Raw genomic sequence first — 16,329 nt, 5'->3', positions numbered from 1 at the left:
GCTTTACCTCCTGTGAAATAACGCCATCGTTTCAATATGCCCGGTATGCGGGAACATATTCATAAGCCCAATTTTTTCAATGCTAAAGCCTGCTTGTAAAATAATTGCACTGTCACGGGCTAAAGTAACAGGATCACAAGAGACGTATAAAATCGTTTTAAACTGAGTAAGTGGTAACTGCTCTAAAATAGCCATTGCGCCAGTACGTGATGGATCAAGAACTAACACGTCAAGTTCGGCACTAAACCAAGCAGCTGATTGCATTGATTTTGTTAAATCAAAACAATAAAAATCGGTATTCGACAATGAGTTAGTTTGCGCATTTTGTTTTGCTAATGCAACCGCAGAATCGACCCCTTCAACACCAATAACATATTTAGCATACTTTGCAATCAATAATGAAAAGTTACCAATACCACAAAACAAATCCAATACCTGCTCATGACCTTGTAAATCAAGCCACTGTTTTGCTTGATGTAGCATAGCTTGGTTAACTTGTGGGTTAACTTGAATAAAGTTTTCAAGGCCAAACTCAAAGCGTAAATCATAAGCTGGTATCTGGTAGTACGGCATTGGATGGTCACTGTGATCAATTTCACCACTTTGTGATTGCCACACAACACGCCAGCTATATTCATCACACGCCGCTACGACTATGGCTTTTAACTCTGCATTAATAGCTTTGGTATGCCTAATAACCACAAAGGCCGCATTATCAGCTTCACATAATTGTAAGTGACTAATACTACTAAGACCTGAATGGCTGTTGATAAGAACATCAAAAACTGAAAAAACGTCTTTAAATGTGCCGCTCAGCACATCACAGCTTTCAATACTCACCAATTGTTTAGAGCCTTGAGCTCGATACCCTACACGCATTTTCTTTGCGGCTTTGTCATGCATTACAGCAATACGCGCAGAGCGACGATAATGGTGCTCTTCACTAAGCAGAGGTGCTTGCCAATTTAAGTCATCAGCTTTAGCAAACTTGCTAAACAGCTGGCTAACCGCAGCTTGCTTCTCAACCAATTGTTGCTCTGCATTAAGATGCTGTAGCTGACAACCACCACAAACCTGATAATGCTGACAAAAAGGAGTAACCCTATGCGCTGAGGCTGATAGTACTTTTTTACAATCAGCACTGGCAAAACGTGCCTTATCTTCAATCAATAACGCTTTTACTTCTTCACCCGGCAAAGCACCATTAACAAAACAGACTTTATTTCCCTGCTTAGCAACGCCCCGCCCTTGGTGATCCATAGCAGTGACATTGAGGGTTAGCATTTTTTGCGAAACGGATTTCTTTTTGGCTTTGAAAATCTGTGCCATCGGGCAACACCTTAATTATTGATAAAGCGGGAGTAAGTATATACTCTTAAACAACGATAATAATGATAACAACATTCTTTATGACTAAATTTGGCTTACGTGACTCAGTCTTAACCCTTACACTTATACCGACTGTGATCATAGGCTTGTTGCTGGGCGGTTATTTTACAATAAATCGTTACATTGAGCTCGATGAAATTTTATATCAACAGGGCGTGACTATTATTGAGCCCCTCGCCATTGCTGTTGAGCAACCATTAATAAAGCGTGATAAAGCCTTATTAACTCGCTTAGTTAGTCATACACATAACAAACACTCCCCTGCTATCCAATCAATTGCTATTTTTGATGAAAACAATGAGTTAGTGATTTTTAGTAAATACCAAAGTGAATTCAAAGAAATTGTTAGCAGCAATGCAAACAGCATGGATGGCATTCAAGTACAAAATTCTGAGCACTATCTAACATTCTCTACTGCCATAATTAATCATAGCCGCCAAGACATGATTTGGAATCATCACAGCTACCAAGCATCGCTGGGCACTGTGGTGATCATGCTTAACAAACAACAAGCCATTATTGGCCAGCAACGGGCATTATTAGTCAGTGGCGTGGTAATTTTACTCGCGCTCATACTTGCCACCGTATTAGCGTTCAGATTAACCCGCATGTTTATTCAGCCTCTTAATAAGTTAGTACTAGCTACCGACAAACTCATTGAAGGTAAAGTCGACACTGGGCTCGATCAAAAAATGTTTGGCGAATTTGAGCTATTACGCACAGGTTTAAATACCATTTCAGAAACTATGGTTGTGCAACGTGATGAGATGCAAAAGCACATTGACCAAGCAACCTCTGATTACCGCGAAACACTCGAACAATACGAAACCCAAAATATTCAGTTAAGTATTGCTAAAAAAGATGCACAAGATGCGAACCGAGTAAAATCAGACTTTTTAGCTAAAATGAGTCACGAATTACGTACACCTTTAAACGGTGTAATAGGTTTTACGCGCCAGCTTTATAAAACCCCGCTCAATAAGCATCAAAAAGATTATCTAGATACCATTGAACTGTCGGCCAATAGCTTACTTACAATTATCAGTGATATTTTAGACTTTTCGAAATTAGAAGCCGGTGCCATGGAACTTGAGTCAATGCAATTCCAGCTCCGTGACAATATTAATGAAGTTATGACCTTGTTGGCACCGAGTGCTCACGAAAAGCAACTTGAGCTTTCAATATTTATCCATCCACAAGTACCAGACAATCTAACTGGCGACCCGACCCGCTTTAAACAAATTTTGATAAACCTGTTAAGCAATGCCATTAAATTTACTGAAAAAGGCTCAATCAAGGTTGATGTTGGCTACCGTTTACTGGATGAAGAGCGCGCCTCGATTTTGGTGTCTGTCACCGACACCGGTGTGGGCATCCCAATGGATAAACAAGATGCGTTGTTTACACCATTTGGCCAAGCAGACTCTAGTATCACCCGTAAATTTGGTGGCACAGGTCTTGGCTTAATCATCACTAAACATATTGTTGAAGCGATGAATGGCCGCATTACCCTAAACTCAGCACCTGGTAATGGTACCTGCTTTACGTTCAATGCCGTATTCAGAACGCCAAGTAACTCAATTACCAGTGACTTACCGACTCAATCACTGATCAATAAACGTATTTTGTATCTTGAGCCTCATGAGCATACCCATCAAGCAACGTTATCGCTACTACATGAATGGCAAACTCGCGTTACCGCCTGCATGGATGAAGAAAGCTTCTTAAATGAGATCAACAAAGACTTCAGCTACGATATTTGTATTATTGGCCATACCGCTACTATTGACGATATGCAGCAACTTAAGAGTTATGTAAAAGCAGTCCGCCCTGTCACTGATTATTTATACATAATGCTTAATACGGTTTCGCATAATATGCGTGAAGCCTTTGTCGGTAGCGGTGCAGATGCTTGCTTAAGTAAACCGCTTAACCACCGTAAATTATGTGAGGTACTTGCTGCGCCTTACCGTCTTGACCACCCGGTGCATAACATTGAGCAAGGTGATGAAAAATTATTACCACTTAAAGTACTGGTTGTTGACGATAACGATGCCAACCTAAAACTGATTTGCACCTTGCTTGAAGAACAAATTGAGCTAATTGATACCGCACATAATGGCTCACAAGCTTACAGTTTAAGTAAAAGCCATAAATATGACTTGATCTTTATGGACATCCAAATGCCAATTATGGATGGTATTACCGCATGTAAACTTATTCGCGAGTCATCTCTCAATGAAGATACCCCTATCATTGCAGTGACTGCTCACGCCCTCGCAGGTGAAAAAGAGCAACTGCTTAAAGATGGCTTTAAAGGTTACTTAACTAAGCCTATTGATGAGGACATGCTAAAACAAATAATTAGCGATCATAGCCCGCAATCGCCAATTAATCGTGAACGTAGCAAAACTGCCGCAGTTGACTCAGAACCTCCATTTGAAAGTGCCCGCCTCGATTGGCAACTGGCACTTCAACGCGCAGGCGGTAAAGAAGAACTAGCACTAGAAATGCTCAACATGCTATTACTCAGCGTGCCTGAAACCTTGCGCCTACTCAATGAAGCTATAGAAAAAGAAGATTGTGAACATGTACTTAGCATAGTGCACAAGTTCCATGGAGCATGTTGTTACACAGGCGTACCAAAACTAAAATCACTTGCCGAAACACTCGAGACAGCTTTAAAAGGCGATTGCGATTTAAATTACATTGAGCCTGAACTATTTGAGCTTGTTGATGAGCTGAATAATTTGTTAAGTGATGCAGGTATGGTTGAGCAACAAAGATAAAAGAACACCCAATAAATTATATAAAGGAATATATTAATGAAAAACTCTTTAATACTAGCTGGCAGTTTGTTTGTCTTTGGTTGCGCATCAACCTCAGACAAACCAGTAAAATTAGAGTATGCGGATTTAGCTGTTAGCTATAATGAAATGGAGTCAGCAAAATGGCAACAGCTTGAACGCTTTCCTGCCAGATACCCAAAAAAAGCAGTTATCCAAGCAAAAGAAGGTTGCGCAACTATTGAGTATGTCATTACGCCACAAAATGAGATTAGAGATATTCAGGTAGTTGCCTCAACTAACTCTGTATTTGCCGACGCAGCAAAAGATGTAATCACTAATTGGCACTGGAATGAGCTGGCGAAAAATATTACTGATAAAGCGGTGAAAACCCAAACTCGCTTTGACTTTTGTTTTGACACACCTGAGCAATCTTGCAAAGAGCTAAAACCTAACTATTCATGCCCTAGTTCAGATATTATTTATTCCACGGGTACACGCGTAGTGAAGTATTAAAGGGAGCTTGCTTTGTATTTTATCTTACTTATCGTCTTTAGTGCTATTTCACTCACTTGGTTTTTCCTCCGCTATAAAAAACTAAGTATAGAAGCTAATAATTACGTAAAAACCAATTACACAGAGCAGTGGCAAACATACGAAAGCCAAGCCCGTTTGATGAAGGCAAAACCTAACTCGATGGTTTTTCATTCAATTAAAAAAGGTGAATTGTCGGCCGTAGATGATGATGTTTTAAAAAGCTTTAAGAAAAAACATCAATATTTAGTGGCCCTACTCTGCCTTTCGCCTTGGCTATCTTCATTGCTTGCACAATTTATTGTTTATCTGAGTAAATAAAAACGCGATGGATATTATCTCCACCGCGTTCAGTATTCAAATTTGCTGGCTCTTATTAAAGGCGTCAGCTAAAGTCTTGCTTCAATCATTAAACGTTTCATATCGCTGACTGCTTTTTCTAAACCATCAATCGCTGCACGGGCAATAATCGCATGGCCAATGTTTAACTCATAAATTTCTGGCATTGCCGCAATGGGTTTTACATTGTGATAATGAAGACCATGGCCGGCATTAACGATTAAACCTAAGCTATCAGCATATTGTACGCCGCTACGTATACGCTCAAGCTCAGTGTGAAGCTCTTCGTCATTTTCAGCATCAGCATAAGCACCTGTGTGAATTTCAACGTATGGAGCATTACACGCTTTTGCAGCGTCAAGTTGTGCGTTGTCGGCATCAATGAATAACGAAACCTTAATTCCCGCAGCTGTTAGCTTTTCTGTTGCTGCTTTTACTTTTTCAAAATTACCCACAACATCTAGGCCGCCCTCAGTGGTGAGCTCTTCACGTTTTTCAGGCACTAAACAAACATAAGCAGGTTTCACTTCAAGGGCGATGTCGATCATTTCATCGGTGACTGCAATCTCAAGATTCATACGTGTTTGAATCGTTTTTGCCATCACATATACGTCGCGGTCTTGAATGTGACGACGGTCTTCACGCAAATGAATGGTGATACCATCTGCACCAGCATGCTCTGCAACAGCTGCAGCATGCGCAGGATCTGGGTAACTCGTGCCACGCGCTTGGCGTAAAGTGGCAATGTGATCAACGTTTACACCAAGAAGAATATCTTTCATTTTTTTACCTGTTTAATACAACGATTCAAGGCTGAACATCAGCCTACTTAATAAATAACTCACGGCTTTTTAATGGCTTTTTACCAAGTAAAGGCTTGAGTAGGTATCTACTTAATTGCTTTGCCATATATAACACATCAGGGGCGCTAAAGTCATGAGCTGCTATGGCATTTAATTGCTTTCCTGAAAAGCCACTATTGGGGTCGTCATGCAGCAAGAAACCGTATTCAGCAAAGTACTGGTAATTTGCTGCATCGTTAATTTCATCACCTTCGGCATCAACAGTAAAATCAACGCCATAACCCAGCATCTCTAACAGTTGAAACTCGTAAGAGCGCAGCACAGCTTGTAGGTTTTTAGTGGTTGATAACTCGTCTAGATGCTGTTTATAAAGATGATATACACTTTCCATCGGCTCATTGATAGGTACGATACGATTGGTTAATTCGTTCATATAGAAGCCGCAATAAAGCTCGGTGCCCTGCAACATAGTTTGCCCGCCATGGGGCTCAAAACGATTGATGTATTTTAAATCAGACTTGCCGCTATATTGTACGAGCAGAGATTGGAAAGGTTGTAATTGTGCTTTATGTTTAGTGGCCTGGCGACCACTAACACGGGCCAGCATTCTAAGCTGACCTACGCCTTCTACCAGCATATCGAGCATGACTTGCGAGTCGCTAAATGGACGTCGGTGCAGCAGGTATGCTGTGTAGAATTCGCTATCCATGGCGTGTAAGGCTTTACTTAGTCTTCACCATAGCCAAGGCTACGTAGCGCACGCTCATCGTCAGCCCAGCCAGACTTCACTTTTACCCAAAGTTCTAAAAACACTTTGTTATCAAGCATGTCTTCAAGGTCTTTACGAGCTTCACGGCCAATCACTTTGAGCTTTTCGCCTTTATTGCCGATCACCATACGCTTTTGTGTTTCACGCTCAACGAGGATCAAACCATTAATTTGCCAGACACCGTTTTCTTGCCATTTAAACTGCTCGATCTCTACGGTGACTGAATATGGTAGCTCATCACCCATAAAGCGCATCAGCTTTTCACGGATCACTTCAGCCGCCATAAAGCGCATTGAACGGTCTGTTACGTAGTCTTCAGGGAAGTAAAACTCACAAAGCGGTAAACGCTTTTTCACTTCATCTTTGATTAAATCAATATTTTTACCCTGCTTCGCAGAGACCGGCATAATAGCCACAAAATCAAATTTACCACCTAAAAACTGCATGTGCGGAAGCACTAAATCACGGTCTTTAACTTGGTCAATTTTATTCATCACTAACAATACTGGACGACCACTCTGACGTACTTTATTTAGTACCATCTCATCGTCTTCGTTCCAGTGTGTGCCTTCAACCACAAAGATGATCAGTTCTACATCGCCAATTGAGCTTGATGCAGCACGGTTCATTAAACGGTTAATAGCGCGTTTTTCTTCGACGTGTAAGCCTGGTGTATCAACATAAACAGCTTGGTATTTACCTTCGGTATGAATACCCATGATACGGTGTCGTGTGGTTTGTGGCTTACGTGAGGTAATAGACACCTTTTGCTCAACAATATAGTTAAGTAAGGTTGATTTACCTACATTTGGGCGGCCAACAATGGCAACCATACCGCAGTGCGTATCTAGCTCTGCAGGTTCTTTGCTAATTAAATCATCAAGATTCATTTTTAAGTATCTTTAAGGCTTTTTCAGCGGCTTTTTGCTCAGCTTTACGACGTGAGCTACCTACTGAGATAATGCTATCCATCCCTTCAACAATACATTCAACCGTGAATGTTTGATTGTGCGCTTGGCCTTTTGTATCAATTACAGTGTAGCCAGGTAACGATAATTTGCGCGCTTGTAAGTATTCTTGAAGTAATGTTTTCGGATCTTTTTGATTTAAGCCCGGCGAAATTGCATCAAGACGCGACTCGTACCAACTTAAAATTAACTCACCACATTGTTCAATGTTTGAGTCTAAAAACACCGCACCAATAATCGCCTCTACGGCATCAGCAAGGGTTGATTCACGGCGAAAACCACCGCTTTTAAGCTCACCCGGACCTAAGCGTAAGTAATCGCCTAAGCCAAACTCTAGGCCAAATTCAGCCAACGTTTGACCACGAACTAGGGTCGAACGCATGCGGCTTAAATCACCTTCGCGTGCTTTTGGAAATTTAGTGTAAAGCGCATTCGCAATCACAAAGCTCAAAATAGAATCACCTAAAAACTCTAAGCGCTCGTTATGTTGGCCTTTATGACTGCGGTGCGTCATTGCCTGCTCAAGCAAAGCTTGATCAGTAAATGTATAACCTATTTTGTTGTATAACTCTGTTACGTTTTTTTTCATCGTTACTGAATATTACCTAGGCGTTCAAAACGAACACCAGTTGGAACCCAGCCTGGTAAAAAGTCATCTGGGCCATTCTCAAATTCAAAACTCATCCATATAAAGACGGCTTTACCTACCAAGTTTTCTTTAGGTACAAAGCCCCAAAAGCGACTGTCTTGGCTATTATCACGGTTATCACCCATCATGAAATAATGATCGGCAGGAACAACCCACTCGTCTGAGCGTGTACCTGGTTGTTGATAATAACGGCCTTTCATTTCAGGAGCTTGCGGGTTAATTAAAATATTATGATTCACTGTGCTTAGGTTTTCTTCTAAGCGCACTAAATTCATCGAACCCTGCTTGAACTCGTCACTATTGAGGATTTCCATATCAATTTTGTTGTATTCATTACACAGCAAATCACCTTGCTGTGTTACACCTTCGGCACATTTTGGCTGAATATAAAGGTGCTTATTGCGATATACAATTTTATCGCCCGGTAAACCAATCGTGCGTTTAATGTAATCCACGCGCTCGTCTAATGGGTATTTAAATACCACAATATCACCACGTTCAGGTTCATCAACATCAACTAACTGGCTACGCCAAATTGGGTCTTTGATGCCATATGAGTACTTCTGTACCAAAATGAAGTCACCCACTAATAGGGTTGGCATCATTGAACCTGATGGAATTTGAAACGGTTCAAAAATGAAAGAGCGAAAAATAGTGATCGCTGCAATCATCGGGAAGATTGACTTAGCCGTTTCAGTGATGCTTGGCTCAGGCGCAATTAATGCAGCGGTTTCTTCGTCTAATTCGCCACCTGCTGCATTTTGAGCAAGGGCAATGCGTTGCTGACGCTTTGGCGCAAACATAAAGTGGTCAATTAACCAAATTAATCCTGAGCCTAGCGTTAACAACACTAAGAAAATAGAAAAGTAACCCGCCATGCATTAATTCCTTTATTTACTTCTAATTATTTACCAACTTTAAGGATAGCTAAGAATGCATCTTGAGGTACTTCAACGTTACCTAGTTGCTTCATTCGCTTTTTACCTTCTTTTTGTTTTTGTAGTAGTTTCTTCTTACGACTCACGTCACCACCGTAACATTTCGCGATTACGTTTTTACGTAATTGCTTAACTGTTGTACGGGCAATAACATGCTGACCAATCGCTGCTTGAATCGCAATATCAAACTGCTGACGTGGAATTAAGTCTTTCAGTGCTTCAGCTAACTGACGACCACGTGATTGTGCAATATCGCGGTGTACAATAATCGCTAACGCATCAACACGCTCACCATTAATTAATACGTCAACACGTACCATGTCTGAAGCTTGGAAATGCTTAAAGTTATAATCAAGCGATGCAAAACCACGGCTTGTTGATTTTAACTTATCGAAGAAGTCCATGACTACTTCAGCCATCGGTAATTCGTACGTCACCGCAACTTGCTTACCATGGTAGCTCATTTTAGTTTGCATACCACGCTTTTCAACACAAAGCGTAATTACGTTACCTAAAAACTCTTGCGGAACTAGTATGTTAGCTTCAACAATTGGCTCACGGATTTCAAGAATATTATTCACCGGTGGTAAGTCAGACGGGTTATCTATCTGTTTAGTTCCGTCTTTAGTCTCTACTTCGTAGATTACTGTTGGCGCAGTGGTAATAAGATCAATGTCGTATTCACGCTCAAGACGCTCTTGAATGATTTCCATGTGTAGCATACCTAAGAAGCCACAACGGAAACCAAAGCCTAGTGCTGTTGAGTTTTCTGGCTCGAAGAATAACGACGCATCGTTCAAGCTTAATTTATCTAGCGCATCACGGAATGACTCATAGTCATCTGATGAAATTGGGAACATACCTGCATAAACCTGCGGTTTAATGCGTTGGAAGCCCGGTAAACGCTCTGGAGCAGAATTACGTTGTAAAGTGATGGTATCACCTACAGGTGCACCATGGATTTCTTTAATACCCGCAATAACAAAGCCTACCTCACCGGTTTTTAGGATACCCGTGTTGGTTTGTTTTGGTGTGAAAATACCCACTTTATCTGCGATATGAACTTGATCATTCGACATGATCTTAATTTTATCGCCCGAGCGCAATTCACCATGCTTAATACGCACAAGTGATACAACGCCTTGGTATGGGTCAAACCATGAGTCAATGATAAGCGCCTGTAGTGGCTCATCTTTGTCACCTTCTGGTGGCGGAATATCTTTAACAATGATTTCGAGTACTTCTTCAATACCAATACCAGTTTTAGCACTACATTGCACAGCATCTAGGGCATCGATACCAATGATGTCTTCAATTTCTTCTGCTACACGCAGTGGGTCGGCTTGCGGTAAATCGATTTTATTCAGAACTGGAATAACTTCTAAGTCCATTTCGATTGCTGTGTAGCAGTTAGCTAAAGTTTGAGCTTCCACACCTTGACCCGCATCAACAACTAAAAGCGCACCTTCACAGGCTGCAAGTGAACGCGATACTTCGTATGTGAAGTCAACGTGTCCTGGCGTGTCGATAAAGTTTAACTGATATGTTTCGCCGTCTTTAGCTTTATAATTTAGCGTTACACTTTGCGCTTTGATGGTAATACCACGCTCACGCTCAATGTCCATTGAGTCTAACACCTGCTGCTGCATTTCACGGTCTGTTAAACCACCACAAACTTGGATAAGACGGTCAGAGAGAGTCGATTTACCATGGTCAATATGGGCGATGATCGAAAAATTACGGATATGCTTCATAAACTGGATTCTAAACTTCTATATAAAATGGACTAAGTGTATAAAGCGACAATTTTACATTTAATTGGCTTTAATCACCATCTATTTGAGTGAAAGGAATAGTAATTGGGTGAATTTTTATTACTTTAATATCATGCTTAAGGCTCTTAACCCTTGATTTTGCTATCGCATAGCCCGTTAAGCCACCAATCACGGCGGCTAAAATTTGCCAGCCTTCTGTAAGCGAAAAAGCCGAAAATGCGATTAAAGCAAACCCTAAACTAAACAAAAGGGGTAGCATGTAAACAGCCATAGCGTGTTTAACTAAGTGGCTATCATCGAGTGCTAAAGTTACTTTTTGCCCTACTTGGAGCTCTTTTTCGAAGGTATAAGGAAAGGTTTTTTTAGCTGTTCCAAACAGCTTTGCAAAAACTTGCGAACCACAACGACCATTACAGCCGGCACAGGCTTGCTTTTGTTCTGCTTCTAAATTCGCTGTCGTGCCTTTAACCGACACGACAGTGAGTGTTTGTTCAATCATGATTTAAAGAGGTCGCGCTACCGACTCAGCTATAGCTTTGGCTGTCATAGCAGGAATATTACCAACAACCGATACATCAAAGCTACCACCATTGTGCACATACACAGTCGTTGCACCTGAGGTTAAAGCGCCGCTTGCGCGCTTACCTGGTAAAGGTCTTTGAATAAAAACAGACACTTCAACAAACCCATCTGAATATAAATAATAGTCAGCAAGTTCATTATTTAAATCAAGTTTATGACGATCAGACTTTAATAACTTAAAGCCATCAGGAAGCCAACCAATTTTCCAATCATTCGCTGCGCTGTCTTCATTATTGGCTAAATCGTTAGTCGCAAGCACCGCAGGAAAGTCACGATTTTGCATTTCAACTAACATAGGAGCAGGCTGCTCTGTTACGCTGATATGAGTTAACTGTAACTGCTCAAGCATCTCACCTTTGTGATTCACATAGGCAGATTTAAGTAACAACGAAGACTCAGTATCTAACCAAATCCAGTAGTTATACTTGTATTCATCTTTAGATTCGATACGCACTAACTGTGCTGAGCGCCCTGCAATACGGCCTTTTCCGCCAAGCACAAAATCATAGTGAGCGCTTAGTCGATTTATATCTTTAAAAAGTACCTCAGGAATTGGCCCGGCAATAGAGTCTGTTTTAACTGAATAAGGCTCTGAATGAGGCTCAAAATAGGTCACTTGATCGTCAACGCGCACCATTTCTAGGCCAGCGCCGTTCAGTAAACTTAGATGCTCAAGTTCAATATCACCTTGTTTTGCATGTAACCAGCGATAGGGTTCCATAGCTTGGCCTTTTACAACCACAAATGATGCGTCAAAGTTGCGAGTATGAACGGCCGTAGCCATATCATTTAATAAAGTCTTGGCGGGATTTTCGTCGCTGGCAATGGCTGGAGCCGTTAATACCAGCGACAAAATAAAAGTAAAAACTTTCATTTAATTAGTTTTTTTCCTCGTCTGCATTTTCTGCAGTTTGCGATTTTTCTAGCGAATATGCAACACGTGCTTGACGTTGGTGCTCAAGAACTAATGCGCCAATACGCTGCTGTTGTAACTCACGTAAACCTTGCTCTGCATTTTCTAATGCAGGCTGCTCAGATGAGTAACTTACAGGAGAAGCCATACCTGTTAATGGTACTGTTTGTAATGTTGGAATGTCACTTTGCGGAGACTCGGTGTTTTGTGGCAATGTTTGTACGCCCACAATCGCAAACATAGCAACACTAGCAGCAATGGCCACTTGTGCAAATGGACGACGCCAATTAAATGCTACCACGTTATCAGTGCCTGTTGCCGCCACGATCTCTTCGCTTTTTGGTGCCGTTGTTTTATTCGCGAAATCTGCGTAAACAGGTTCTTGCTCAAGTGATTCTGCCACTGCATCTGCAATGTCAAAATTAAAAGCGTTGTTATTTGCCTCAGCACGCATTACATCACCAATCATTGCGTAACGACCAAATGTAGACACATCGTCGTTTGTGATCGCTTGATCAGTTAACTGCTGCTCGCCGTCAAGTAACGCGGACAACTGCTCATTATCCAACTTGTTAACGTCTGCTTTTGTCATACTAAGACTCACCTATTAATGGATTCAATTTATTATCAATCGCCTCACGGGCACGGAAAATACGTGAACGTACCGTTCCCACAGGGCAATCCATAACCACGGCTATTTCTTCATAGCTCATACCTTCAATTTCACGAAGGGTAATCGCGGTTTTTAGATCTTCAGGCAAACTATCAATCGTATTAAAAATTACAGCACGTACTTCGTCACTTAATAACAGGTTTTCTGGCGATGCGTTTGAACGCATTGCATCTGCACTGTCATAAAATTCTGCTTCTTCGGCATCAACATCGTTAGCTGGGGGTTTACGACCCTGCGCAACTAAGTAATTTTTAGCACAATTTACGGCGATACGGTACAACCAAGTATAAAAAGCGCTATCACCTCTAAAGTTAGGTAAAGCACGGTAAGCTTTAATAAAAGCTTCTTGTGCGACATCAGCAACATCACCTTGGTTCGATACATAACGTGAAATCAAACCTGCAATTTTATTCTGATATTTTCTAACTAATAGGTTGAAGGCGTTTTTATCTCCTTGCTGGACCCTTTTAACTAGCGCTAAATCCAAATCCTGCTCGCTCATTCGAGCCGGTACTCCTCTGTTTGATTCTTGCTTGCTATTCATATACTCGCCATTGTTTACACAAACTCTGACTGCACCATGAATATAAAAGTTCAGTTTAAAATGATTTTTTTATAAAATAGCACGCAAATAAATTGAGTCATACCAATCTTATTACACGACAACCTCAATAACTGCTTAAAAATCAACGGTTATCTAAATTAAATTCACAATTTAAAACAGCTAACAATAAACTGTTTATGTGACGATAAAACTAATAAGATTGGTATAACGTTTTAAAATGACTAATAGTGTTAAAGCAAATATGGTACATATACGTATACCACATAAAAATTTATTTGCTCAAACTTTTGGCACTACTAGCCGAGCATTGTAACCGCAAAGACCACAGACATGAACCAAAATAAACATCACATTACTGATGTCGCTATCATTGGCAGCGGCGCCGCTGGCCTTTCTCTTGCTTTATCGCTTGCTAATCACTGTAAGGTGACGGTACTTAGTAAAGGCGCATTAACAGAAGGCTCTACCTTATATGCTCAAGGCGGTATTGCAGCAGTATTTGATAAAAAGAATGACAGCATTGAATCTCATGTTGAAGATACCCTCGATGCAGGTGGCGGATTATGTGACCGTGATGCGGTTCACTACACAGCGAGCAATGCAAAAAAATGTTTAAAGTGGCTGATTGAGCAAGGCGTACCTTTTGATATGGAGTTCGATTCAAAAGGTAAAGAGCGTTTTCATTTAACTCGCGAAGGTGGTCATAGTCACCGCCGTATTTTACATGCTGCCGATGCAACTGGCCGAGCAGTGCAAACCACCTTAATTAGCCAAGTACAAGCACACCCTAACATCACTCTGTTAGAAAACTACAATGCCATTGATTTAATCACAGATAAAAGCTTAGCCAAAAAAGGCAAGCATGTTCACGGCTTATACGTCTGGAATTGTGTTGATAAAAAAGTTGAAACTATCGCAGCTAAGTTCGTATCACTGGCAACAGGCGGCGCAAGTAAAGTGTACTTATATACTTCTAACCCTGATGTATCGAGTGGTGATGGTATAGCAATGGCATGGCGTGCAGGGTGCCGTGTTGCCAATATGGAGTTTAACCAATTCCACCCAACAAGTTTGTACCACCCAGAGCTGCAAAACTTTTTGATCACCGAAGCAATGCGCGGTGAAGGTGCTTATTTAAAACGCCCTGATGGCACTCGCTTTATGAAAGACTTTGATGAGCGCGAAGAACTTGCCCCTCGCGATATTGTTGCTCGTGCTATCGATTTTGAAATGAAACGCCTTGGTGCGAACTGTGTGTACCTTGATATTAGTCACAAAGATAAAGATTTTATCATTGAGCACTTCCCAACTATCTACGCAAAATGCTTAAGTGTTGGCCTCGACATTACGAAAGAAGCCATTCCTGTGGTGCCGGCTGCGCACTATACCTGTGGCGGTGTTATGACTGACTTTAACGGCCGTACAGATTTAGACAATCTTTATGCGGTTGGCGAAGTGGCTTACACAGGCTTACACGGTGCTAACCGTATGGCGAGTAACTCGCTACTCGAATGTATCGTGTTTGCCCATGCTGCCGCGAAAGATATTCTGAGCAAAATCGATGCAAGCCCTGCCCTTGAAGCCTTACCACTTTGGGATGAAAGTCGCGTATCTAACTCAGACGAAGAAATCGTTATTACCCACAACTGGCATGAACTAAGGTTATTTATGTGGGATTACGTGGGCATTGTACGCTCAACAAAACGTTTAGAACGTGCGCTTCACCGCGTTGAATTACTGCAGCAAGAGATTCACGACTATTACGCGAACTTTAGGGTGACAAATAACTTATTAGAACTTCGAAACCTAGTACAAGTTGCAGAGCTGATTATTCGCAGCGCCCTTGAGCGTAAAGAAAGTCGTGGTCTTCATTACACGATTGATTACCCAGAGCAAAACGAAAATCCAACGCCGACAATTTTAACGCCTAAGTCGGTCGCTGCACTGCAATAATCGCACGCTTTAAACGCGAGAAACTTTCTTCATCAACACTGGCTGAACTTACAATCAGCCAGTGTGATTGATAAAACCCAGCCAACCTCAGCACTACAAAATTAGCAAACACATAACTTTTAGCAGTTATCTGGCCTTGAATTTTAAGTTTGTCGTTAACAAACCTGAGCTCTGCTTGCTCTAAAATTATAAAACCCTTTTCAGGCTGTGCTTGCTGGACTTTTTTAAAACTAAGAATGGCTAAGAAAAAGCACGCTAAACAAGCCAAAAGTTGAGCGAAAACATGCTGGTAAACAAAGCATAAAGTGATGGCTGTTAAGCAAAAAAAGACCACAAAGGGTTTGTGGTCTGGGGTGTTATTTGTAACGGTAAATCTATACACGAACTCGGTCTAAAATTAACGCGACCATACCGTTAAGCTCTGGGTCTTTACACTCTTCATGACCCATGAACCAGGCGAATAAATCAGGATCATCGCACTCAAGTAAGCGTTGAAAAACGGCTTGCTGTTCTTTTGATAGTGAGTCAAACGCTTCTTCAACGAATGGCATAAATAAAACATCTAGTTCTAACATACCGCGACGGCATGCCCAACGAATACGTTCTTTACTGTGAATTTCAGTCATTTTAAACCTCGTACTTATTTGTCTGCAGTTTACCAAATTGCTATCGAATAAACAGCTATTTAAATTG

At 41.2% G+C, this 16,329-nt stretch carries 17 protein-coding genes; 4 read left to right on the top strand and 13 right to left on the bottom strand.

Annotated features, from left to right (window positions below):
* Nucleotides 1-3: 3 nt before the first annotated feature.
* On the bottom strand, nucleotides 4-1,329 hold the full coding sequence (gene rlmD, locus PASHI_RS19475; protein ID WP_062566756.1) for a 23S rRNA (uracil(1939)-C(5))-methyltransferase RlmD: 1,326 nt from the start codon (nucleotides 1,327-1,329) through the stop codon (nucleotides 4-6).
* 80 nt (nucleotides 1,330-1,409) lie between these two features.
* Here rlmD and barA point away from each other — a divergent pair, with 80 nt between their 5' ends.
* From barA to PASHI_RS19460, 3 genes are read left to right on the top strand one after another with little or no spacing between them, the layout of a single operon-like run.
* On the top strand, nucleotides 1,410-4,178 hold the full coding sequence (barA, locus tag PASHI_RS19470) for a two-component sensor histidine kinase BarA (RefSeq protein WP_058586457.1): 2,769 nt from the start codon (nucleotides 1,410-1,412) through the stop codon (nucleotides 4,176-4,178).
* A gap of 36 nt (nucleotides 4,179-4,214) precedes the next feature.
* Nucleotides 4,215-4,691, top strand: a complete 477-nt coding sequence (locus tag PASHI_RS19465) for an energy transducer TonB (RefSeq protein ID WP_062566755.1) — start codon at nucleotides 4,215-4,217, stop codon at nucleotides 4,689-4,691.
* Between the two features lie 12 nt (nucleotides 4,692-4,703).
* A complete protein-coding gene (locus PASHI_RS19460) occupies nucleotides 4,704-5,030 on the top strand; it encodes a hypothetical protein (protein ID WP_062566754.1) in 327 nt (108 codons plus the stop codon).
* 68 nt (nucleotides 5,031-5,098) lie between these two features.
* Here the strand turns inward: PASHI_RS19460 and pdxJ are convergent, their stop codons facing one another.
* The 10 genes from pdxJ to rpoE form a co-directional block, all read right to left on the bottom strand.
* A complete protein-coding gene (gene pdxJ / locus PASHI_RS19455) occupies nucleotides 5,099-5,830 on the bottom strand; it encodes a pyridoxine 5'-phosphate synthase (protein WP_054554340.1) in 732 nt (243 codons plus the stop codon).
* Between the two features lie 43 nt (nucleotides 5,831-5,873).
* Nucleotides 5,874-6,560, bottom strand: coding sequence for a DNA repair protein RecO (recO, locus tag PASHI_RS19450; protein ID WP_062566753.1), 687 nt, complete (start codon nucleotides 6,558-6,560; stop codon nucleotides 5,874-5,876).
* A gap of 17 nt (nucleotides 6,561-6,577) precedes the next feature.
* Nucleotides 6,578-7,510, bottom strand: coding sequence for a GTPase Era (gene era / locus PASHI_RS19445; RefSeq protein WP_054554338.1), 933 nt, complete (start codon nucleotides 7,508-7,510; stop codon nucleotides 6,578-6,580).
* Nucleotides 7,500-8,177 carry a ribonuclease III gene (gene rnc, locus PASHI_RS19440; RefSeq protein ID WP_054554337.1) on the bottom strand — a complete coding sequence of 226 codons (678 nt, stop codon included), beginning with the start codon at nucleotides 8,175-8,177 and terminating at the stop codon, nucleotides 7,500-7,502. The genes era and rnc overlap by 11 nt, the downstream gene beginning before the upstream one ends.
* 2 nt (nucleotides 8,178-8,179) lie before the next feature.
* A complete protein-coding gene (gene lepB, locus PASHI_RS19435) occupies nucleotides 8,180-9,115 on the bottom strand; it encodes a signal peptidase I (RefSeq protein WP_062566752.1) in 936 nt (311 codons plus the stop codon).
* 26 nt (nucleotides 9,116-9,141) lie between these two features.
* Nucleotides 9,142-10,929 carry a translation elongation factor 4 gene (gene lepA / locus PASHI_RS19430; protein WP_062566751.1) on the bottom strand — a complete coding sequence of 596 codons (1,788 nt, stop codon included), beginning with the start codon at nucleotides 10,927-10,929 and terminating at the stop codon, nucleotides 9,142-9,144.
* A 70-nt stretch (nucleotides 10,930-10,999) separates the two neighbouring features.
* A complete protein-coding gene (locus PASHI_RS19425) occupies nucleotides 11,000-11,449 on the bottom strand; it encodes a SoxR reducing system RseC family protein (protein WP_058586462.1) in 450 nt (149 codons plus the stop codon).
* A 3-nt stretch (nucleotides 11,450-11,452) separates the two neighbouring features.
* Nucleotides 11,453-12,406 (bottom strand): MucB/RseB C-terminal domain-containing protein, encoded by a 954-nt coding sequence (locus PASHI_RS19420; RefSeq protein WP_054562253.1) that lies wholly within the window; start codon nucleotides 12,404-12,406, stop codon nucleotides 11,453-11,455.
* Nucleotides 12,407-12,410: 4 nt separating this feature from the next.
* Nucleotides 12,411-13,037: a sigma-E factor negative regulatory protein gene (locus PASHI_RS19415; RefSeq protein ID WP_054562254.1), complete on the bottom strand. Its 627-nt coding sequence runs from the start codon at nucleotides 13,035-13,037 to the stop codon at nucleotides 12,411-12,413.
* 1 nt (nucleotide 13,038) lies between these two features.
* On the bottom strand, nucleotides 13,039-13,620 hold the full coding sequence (rpoE, locus tag PASHI_RS19410) for an RNA polymerase sigma factor RpoE (RefSeq protein ID WP_036969086.1): 582 nt from the start codon (nucleotides 13,618-13,620) through the stop codon (nucleotides 13,039-13,041).
* Nucleotides 13,621-14,013: 393 nt separating this feature from the next.
* Between rpoE and nadB the strand changes: the two genes are divergently transcribed.
* Nucleotides 14,014-15,636 carry an L-aspartate oxidase gene (gene nadB, locus PASHI_RS19405; RefSeq protein WP_062566750.1) on the top strand — a complete coding sequence of 541 codons (1,623 nt, stop codon included), beginning with the start codon at nucleotides 14,014-14,016 and terminating at the stop codon, nucleotides 15,634-15,636.
* On the opposite strand, the gene PASHI_RS22445 is transcribed toward nadB, so the two are convergent.
* Both PASHI_RS22445 and PASHI_RS19395 read right to left on the bottom strand, forming a co-directional pair.
* The gene (locus PASHI_RS22445) at nucleotides 15,611-15,970 is read right to left on the bottom strand and encodes a protein YgfX (protein WP_366518116.1); all 360 of its coding nucleotides are present in this window, start codon (nucleotides 15,968-15,970) and stop codon (nucleotides 15,611-15,613) included. The genes nadB and PASHI_RS22445 overlap by 26 nt on opposite strands.
* Nucleotides 15,971-16,010: 40 nt before the next feature.
* Nucleotides 16,011-16,262 (bottom strand): FAD assembly factor SdhE, encoded by a 252-nt coding sequence (locus PASHI_RS19395; protein WP_054562257.1) that lies wholly within the window; start codon nucleotides 16,260-16,262, stop codon nucleotides 16,011-16,013.
* Between the last annotated feature and the right edge of the window lie 67 nt (nucleotides 16,263-16,329).

The organism is Pseudoalteromonas shioyasakiensis, from assembly GCF_001550135.1.
Classification (GTDB): Bacteria; Pseudomonadota; Gammaproteobacteria; order Enterobacterales; family Alteromonadaceae; genus Pseudoalteromonas; species Pseudoalteromonas shioyasakiensis.
Note: the sequence above shows the minus strand (reverse complement) of the source record. Positions and strands in the feature narration are given on the sequence as shown.